The sequence below is a fragment of the uncultured Streptococcus sp. genome (assembly GCF_915066115.1).
In the GTDB taxonomy this organism is placed as follows: Bacteria; Bacillota; Bacilli; order Lactobacillales; family Streptococcaceae; genus Streptococcus.
Map to the genome: position 1 here is coordinate 1 of NZ_CAJZDT010000103.1, position 6,731 is coordinate 6,731.

The 6,731-nt window shown below is 42.5% G+C and carries 6 protein-coding genes and 1 pseudogene; 5 read left to right on the forward strand and 2 right to left on the reverse strand.

Annotated features, from left to right (window positions below):
- The first annotated feature begins 220 nt into the window (after positions 1-220).
- Positions 221-574, forward strand: a complete 354-nt coding sequence (nmlR, locus tag QZ565_RS07230) for a stress response transcriptional regulator NmlR (RefSeq protein ID WP_295527575.1) — start codon at positions 221-223, stop codon at positions 572-574.
- The gene (locus tag QZ565_RS07235) at positions 575-1,609 is read left to right on the forward strand and encodes a zinc-binding dehydrogenase (protein ID WP_295527578.1); all 1,035 of its coding nucleotides are present in this window, start codon (positions 575-577) and stop codon (positions 1,607-1,609) included.
- A gap of 70 nt (positions 1,610-1,679) precedes the next feature.
- Here the strand turns inward: QZ565_RS07235 and galR are convergent, their stop codons facing one another.
- The gene (gene galR, locus QZ565_RS07240) at positions 1,680-2,681 is read right to left on the reverse strand and encodes a DNA-binding transcriptional regulator GalR (RefSeq protein WP_295527581.1); all 1,002 of its coding nucleotides are present in this window, start codon (positions 2,679-2,681) and stop codon (positions 1,680-1,682) included.
- 163 nt (positions 2,682-2,844) lie between these two features.
- On the opposite strand from galR, the gene QZ565_RS07245 reads away from it, so the two are divergent.
- From QZ565_RS07245 to QZ565_RS07255, 3 genes are all read left to right on the forward strand, one after another.
- Complete coding sequence (locus QZ565_RS07245; protein WP_295527584.1) at positions 2,845-4,023, forward strand: galactokinase; 1,179 nt, start codon at positions 2,845-2,847, stop codon at positions 4,021-4,023.
- A gap of 18 nt (positions 4,024-4,041) precedes the next feature.
- On the forward strand, positions 4,042-5,523 hold the full coding sequence (locus QZ565_RS07250; RefSeq protein WP_295527587.1) for a UDP-glucose--hexose-1-phosphate uridylyltransferase: 1,482 nt from the start codon (positions 4,042-4,044) through the stop codon (positions 5,521-5,523).
- A 69-nt stretch (positions 5,524-5,592) separates the two neighbouring features.
- Entirely contained in the window at positions 5,593-5,997 is a 405-nt protein-coding gene (locus tag QZ565_RS07255; protein WP_000651223.1) for a PaaI family thioesterase, read from the forward strand.
- 50 nt (positions 5,998-6,047) lie between these two features.
- Here the strand turns inward: QZ565_RS07255 and QZ565_RS07260 are convergent.
- Positions 6,048-6,284 (reverse strand): annotated as a pseudogene (locus QZ565_RS07260) (DNA cytosine methyltransferase); the annotation flags it as partial.
- Positions 6,285-6,731 lie beyond the last annotated feature (447 nt).

A 6,731-nucleotide genomic window follows, 5' to 3' on the forward strand; every position in this document is an offset into this window, starting at 1 on the left:
TAAAGACTTTTTTTCCAGTTTCTTTGGTATCATATTTGAAAGACGCTTTCCCCAACCTCTTTCTTTGATTGATGAAAAGGTATGCTAATAAGAGAACTGATAATGATAAAAAATTTTTCGATTAGACGCAAAATGCTTGACTTGGAGTCAACTCAAAATTATATAATAAGATAAGTGAGTTAGAATAGCTTAAATTCAGTGAATGAGAGGAGGTTAGTGTATGAATATTAAATCTGCTAGTGACTTGTTGGGAATTTCAGCGGATACGATTCGGTACTATGAACGGGTTGGTCTTGTGCCACCGATTACTCGAACTGCAACTGGAATTCGTGATTTTCAAAATCAGGATATCGAAGCGTTGGAATTTATTAAGTGTTTCCGTTCGGCGGGTGTCTCTGTGGACAGTTTAGTTGACTATATGTCGCTCTACCAAAAGGGGGATGAAACGAGAGAGGAAAGGCTTGGTATTTTAGAAGACGAAAAGAAAAGATTAGAGGAGCGCTTGTCTCAGTTACAGACGGCTTTAAATCGCTTAAATATCAAAATTAAACTTTATAAGGAAGGGAAATTTTAAATGAAATCAGCAGTATATACAAAGGCGGGTCAGGTTGGACTTGCTACAATTGAACGTCCGCAAATTATAGACGCAGATGATGTGATTATTCGTGTAGTTCGCGCGTGCGTTTGCGGATCGGATTTGTGGAGGTACCGTAATCCAGAAACGAAAGCTGGACACAAAAATAGTGGACACGAAGCGATTGGGATTGTCGAAGAAGCTGGGGAAGCCATTACGACGGTGAAACCAGGTGATTTTGTCATTGTCCCTTTTACTCATGGATGTGGTGAGTGTGATGCCTGTCTTGCTGGCTTTGACGGTTCTTGCGACAATCATATTGGTAATAACTTGGGAGGCGATTTTCAGGCGGAATATATTCGTTTTCACTATGCAAACTGGGCGCTGGTTAAAATCCCTGGACAACCTTCTGACTATACAGAAGGTATGCTAAAGTCCCTCTTGACTCTTGCTGATGTCATGCCTACAGGCTATCATGCGGCGCGTGTTGCAAATGTTCAAAAAGGGGACAAGGTTGTTGTTATCGGTGATGGGGCTGTTGGTCAATGTGCTGTCATCGCAGCTAAAATGCGTGGAGCATCGCAAATTATCCTTATGAGTCGTCATGAAGACCGTCAAAAGATGGCCATGGAGTCAGGTGCGACAGCGGTTGTAGCTGAGCGAGGTCAAGAAGGTATTGCCAAGGTGCGTGAAATTCTCGGTGGCGGAGCGGATGCAGCACTTGAATGTGTTGGTACGGAGGCTGCTGTAGAACAGGCGCTAGGCGTTCTTCATAATGGAGGGCGTATGGGATTTGTAGGAGTCCCACACTATAATAATCGTGCTCTTGGTTCGACATTTATGCAAAATATCTCTGTAGCAGGTGGGGCAGCTTCTGCGACAACATACGATAAGCAATTTTTACTAAAAGCCGTTCTTGATGGCGATATCAACCCAGGCCGTGTCTTTACTTCAAGCTATAAATTAGAAGATATTGATCAAGCTTATAAAGATATGGATGAACGTAAGACCATTAAGTCTATGATTGTGATGTAGTAAAAAAGAAAATCCTAATGGAGATGTGAGACTCTCTATTAGGATTTTTTGTCATGTTTAATTTGTGGAGTTATGGCAGAGTACTCTCTCTTAAAGTCAATCTGGTTCCCAACATGGTTAGGCTAGGGATTTTGCGACCGTGGAGTACTTCCTTATTAAGAATATCCATGCCTGCTCTGCCCATTTCTTCGGTATAGACGGTGATGCTGGAGAGGGGAGGATAGACTTGCTTGGTCAGACTAGTGTCGTTAAAGGAAATGAGGCTGACGCGGTCTGGTAGGCTGATTCCAGCTTCTTGGAGGGAACGGAGGGCACCGATAGCTAAACTATCGCTGGCTGCGAAAAAGGCTGGTGGGAGTTGGTCTCCTAAACTCTGAATGGCCTCTTTCATTAAGTCATAGCCAGACTGGGCAGTAAAGCTTCCTTGAAAGACTAGTTCATCATGATAGATTCCCTTTGCTTGACTGTAGTTTCTGAAATTTTCCAGCCGCTTATCCTCAATGATTTCTTCTTGGTCGGTTGTTTCCTCAAGCCCTGTTAGAATCCCGATACGATCCATTCCTTGACTGAGGAAATAATCGATAACCTGTTTCATAGCAGTGTAAAAAGCCGTGATAATGCAGGTATGTCCCATGGAAAGTGTATCGCTATCTAAAAATACAAGAGGCTTTTGGTATTCTTCAAAGGCAGAAATCTGAGCTCGGCTAAACTTTCCGATGCAGAGAATCCCAATCACTTCCTCGCTTAATGTAAAAGGATGGTCATTAAAATAGCGCAAGATATCATAGTCCAACTCTTGGGCTCTTTTTTCAATACCGAGACGAATCTGGTAGTAGTAGAGGTCGTCTAGTTCCCCCTGCTCGCTGATCCATTGGATAATGGCAATCTTCTGCTTGGGCTTGTGGGATTCGCCTGTCTTGAGGTGCTTGGTATAGCCCAGCTCTTCAGCGACAGTTAAAATACGGTGTCTGGTTTCTTCTGTAACAGATAGACTCTGGTCGCGATTGAGGACACGAGATACGGTCGCGATAGAGACAGAGGCTAGCTGTGCAATGTCTTTTAAGGTAGCCATAAATCCTCCTTGATTAGATTAGTATATCATATTTTTCTGTATTTTACTGATACTTTAGTAAAATTTTAGTAAAAAGGATTGACCTTGGAAAATCCCTTGGATACAATAGAAGAAAACGATTACACGTTAAGGTGACTTAACGGACAGTCAAAGGAGAATTCATATGACACAACATCTTACTGCTGAAGCTCTTCGTAAAGACTTTCTTGCTGTTTTTGGTCAAGAAGCAGACCAAACATTCTTTTCACCAGGTCGTATCAATTTGATTGGTGAGCACACAGACTACAACGGTGGGCACGTTTTTCCTGCTGCTATTTCCTTAGGAACTTACGGTGCAGCTCGTAAGCGTGACGACCAAATTTTACGTTTCTACTCAGCTAACTTTGAGGAAAAGGGCATTATCGAAGTGCCTTTAGCGGATCTCAAGTTTGAAAAAGAGCACAACTGGACCAATTATCCAAAAGGAGTTCTTCATTTCTTGCAAGAAGATGGGCATGTGATTGACAAAGGGTTTGATTTTTATGTTTATGGGAATATCCCAAATGGTGCTGGCTTGTCTTCTTCAGCATCCTTGGAACTTTTGACAGGGGTAGTGGCAGAACATCTCTTTGATTTAAAATTAGAGCGTCTCGATTTGGTTAAAATCGGAAAGCAAACAGAAAACAATTTTATCGGAGTCAACTCTGGTATCATGGACCAGTTTGCTATCGGTATGGGAGCTGACCAACGTGCTATTTACTTAGATACCAATACTTTAGAATACGATTTGGTGCCACTTGATTTGAAGGACAATGTCGTTGTTATCATGAACACTAACAAACGCCGTGAATTAGCGGACTCTAAATACAATGAACGCCGTGCTGAGTGTGAAAAAGCAGTGGAAGAATTGCAAGTTGCCTTAGATATTCAGACCTTGGGTGAATTGGATGAGTGGGCCTTTGACCAATATAGCTATCTGATTAAAGATGAAAATCGTTTGAAACGTGCTCGTCATGCTGTGCTTGAAAACCAACGTACCCTCAAAGCTCAAGCAGCCCTTCAAGCAGGAGATTTGGAAACATTTGGTCGTTTGATGAATGCTTCTCATGTTTCTCTTGAACATGACTATGAAGTAACTGGTTTGGAATTGGATACCCTTGTTCACACAGCTTGGAATCAAGAAGGCGTTCTTGGTGCTCGCATGACAGGGGCAGGTTTTGGCGGATGTGCCATTGCCTTGGTGCAAAAAGATGCTGTTGATGCCTTTAAGGAAGCTGTAGGCAAACACTACGAGGAAGTAGTTGGATACGCTCCAAGTTTCTATATCGCTGAAGTTGCAGGTGGCACTCGCGTCCTTGACTAGTCAAAAGGAGGCTTTATGGTGACCTTAGTAGATAAATTTGTAACACATGTCATTTCTGAAAGTTCATTTGAGGAAATGGATCGAATCTACCTGACCAATCGTGTCTTGGCACGAGTGGGAGACGGTGTTTTGGAAGTTGAGACGGATCTGGATAAAGTGATTGACCTCAAGGACCAGCTGGTTGAGGAAGCCGTTCGATTAGAGATGATTGAGGATAGTCAGACTGCACGTGAAATCCTTGGTGCTGAACTGATGGACTTGGTGACTCCTTGTCCGAGTCAGGTCAATCGTGACTTCTGGGAAACCTATGCCCACTCTCCTGAGCAATCTATAGAGGATTTTTACCAACTCAGTCAGAAAAATGACTACATCAAACTCAAGGCCATTGCTAAAAATATTGCTTATCGTGTTCCATCTGATTACGGTGAACTTGAAATTACCATCAACCTCTCTAAGCCTGAAAAGGATCCCAAAGAGATTGCGGCAGCCAAGTTGGTGCAAGCTAGTAATTATCCTCAGTGTCAGCTTTGTCTAGAGAATGAGGGCTACCATGGTCGGGTTAACCATCCAGCTCGCAGCAATCACCGAATTATCCGCTTTGAAATGGCGGGTCAGGAGTGGGGGTTCCAGTATTCGCCCTATGCTTATTTTAATGAGCACTGTATCTTTTTAGATGGTCAGCATCGTCCCATGGCCATTAGTCGTCAGAGCTTTGAGCGTCTGCTGGCTATCGTAGAGCAGTTTCCGGGCTATTTTGCTGGCTCTAATGCCGACTTGCCGATTGTGGGGGGGTCTATTCTAACTCATGATCATTATCAGGGAGGCCGTCACGTATTTCCTATGGAATTGGCTCCCTTGCAAAAGACCTTCTGTTTTACTGGTTTTGAGCAGGTCAAGGCTGGGATTGTCAAGTGGCCCATGTCTGTCCTACGTTTGACTTCGGATTCCAAAGAGGATTTGATTAACTTGGCTGATAAGATATTACAGGAATGGCGTCAGTATTCAGATCCTGCAGTGGAGGTTTTGGCAGAGACAGTCGGGACACCGCATCACACCATCACACCCATTGCCCGCAAACGCGATGGACAGTTTGAGTTGGACTTGGTTCTGAGGGACAATCAGACATCACCAGAACATCCTGATGGCATCTATCATCCTCACAAGGATGTCCAACATATCAAGAAGGAAAATATCGGCTTGATTGAGGTCATGGGCTTGGCAATCTTGCCACCACGTCTGAAAGAAGAAGTGGAGCAAGTCGCTAGCTATCTCGTGGGAGAAGCTGTTACAGTTTCCGATTATCATCAGGAATGGGCAGACCAACTTAGAGCCCAATATCCAGCCCTAACAGATAAAGAAAAAGCCCTTGAAATCGTCAAGGACTCTGTTGGTGCTATCTTTGCGCGTGTGCTTGAGGACGCAGGAGTCTACAAGCAGACAGAACAAGGACAGGCAGCCTTTATGCGCTTTGTGGAGCAGGTCGGAATTTTGCCAGACTAGGAGCTTTCTCCTTGCACAGTCCTATAAAAAGTAGTATCATAGTGTCGTTTGAAATATCAGGAGGAAACGATGAAAGACTTTCATTTTGACGCTATATCTGCCTTTGAAAATTACGAAATTGAACAAATGAGAGATGGTCACGTTGTGGTGACGACCAAAGTAGTGGACTCGTCTCTCAACTACTATGGCAATGCCCATGGTGGCTATCTCTTTACCCTTTGCGACCAGATCAGTGGTTTGGTGGTCATATCTCTGGGGCTTGATGGAGTGACGCTCCAGTCTTCTATCAACTACCTCAAAGCAGGAAAACTCGACGATGTGCTGACCATTAAAGGAGAATGTGTCCACCAAGGACGCACAACTTGCGTCGTGGATGTCGATATTACCAATCAAGAAGGCAGAAATGTCTGCAAGGCAACCTTCACTATGTTTGTCACAGGCCAACGGTCAGAAGACAGACAGGTAAGGATATAGATATAGATAAACAAAAAGAGGCTCGCACCTCTTTTTTAGTTTCAGATAAATCAATCAATTTCTTTAATAAACTTAGCAATTTCCTTTACAATCTCAGTAACCAAAGCATTTCCCATAAAAAACTTTCTCATTTTATCAGATACCTCTACAATAGAACCATCAGATAATTTCTTTTTAGCTGTCCAATCATCTGGGAAATCTTGAAGTCGTTCAGCTTCAATGGGGGGAATTAATCTATATTTATTATTTACAAATAATAAATATGTAGAACGATTAACTGTTCCTTTGATGTTGAAAAAATTCAGGTATTAACAGGTTTTAACGAGAAAAAGCAAGAGGCTTTAAGAGAAAAGAATATTCAAGCAGTGAAAGTTTTTAACGATTTTCTTCTTCATACGATGGAGTGTCAAAATCAAGGTATTGATTTCAGAAGTTCCAGAAACGGAGCAGATTTAGATACTGCTGTAATGGAAGTTTTAGATTTGAATGAAGAATAATATATTTTGCATAAACAAACCATTATAAGGCGTTTAGAGCGTGAACGAAATAAGCGTTCCGTTTAATCTCAAGACCTATTATGGGTCTTTTTTGTTATGTAGAGTATCTTCAAATTGCATTCTATGATATAATGTTACTTATGGAACTAGTGCAAACAAATAAAATGGTTTTACAGCCATTCACCAAGTGGACTGGTGGAAAACGGCAATTATTACATGCCCTGTAGCCACTCATGA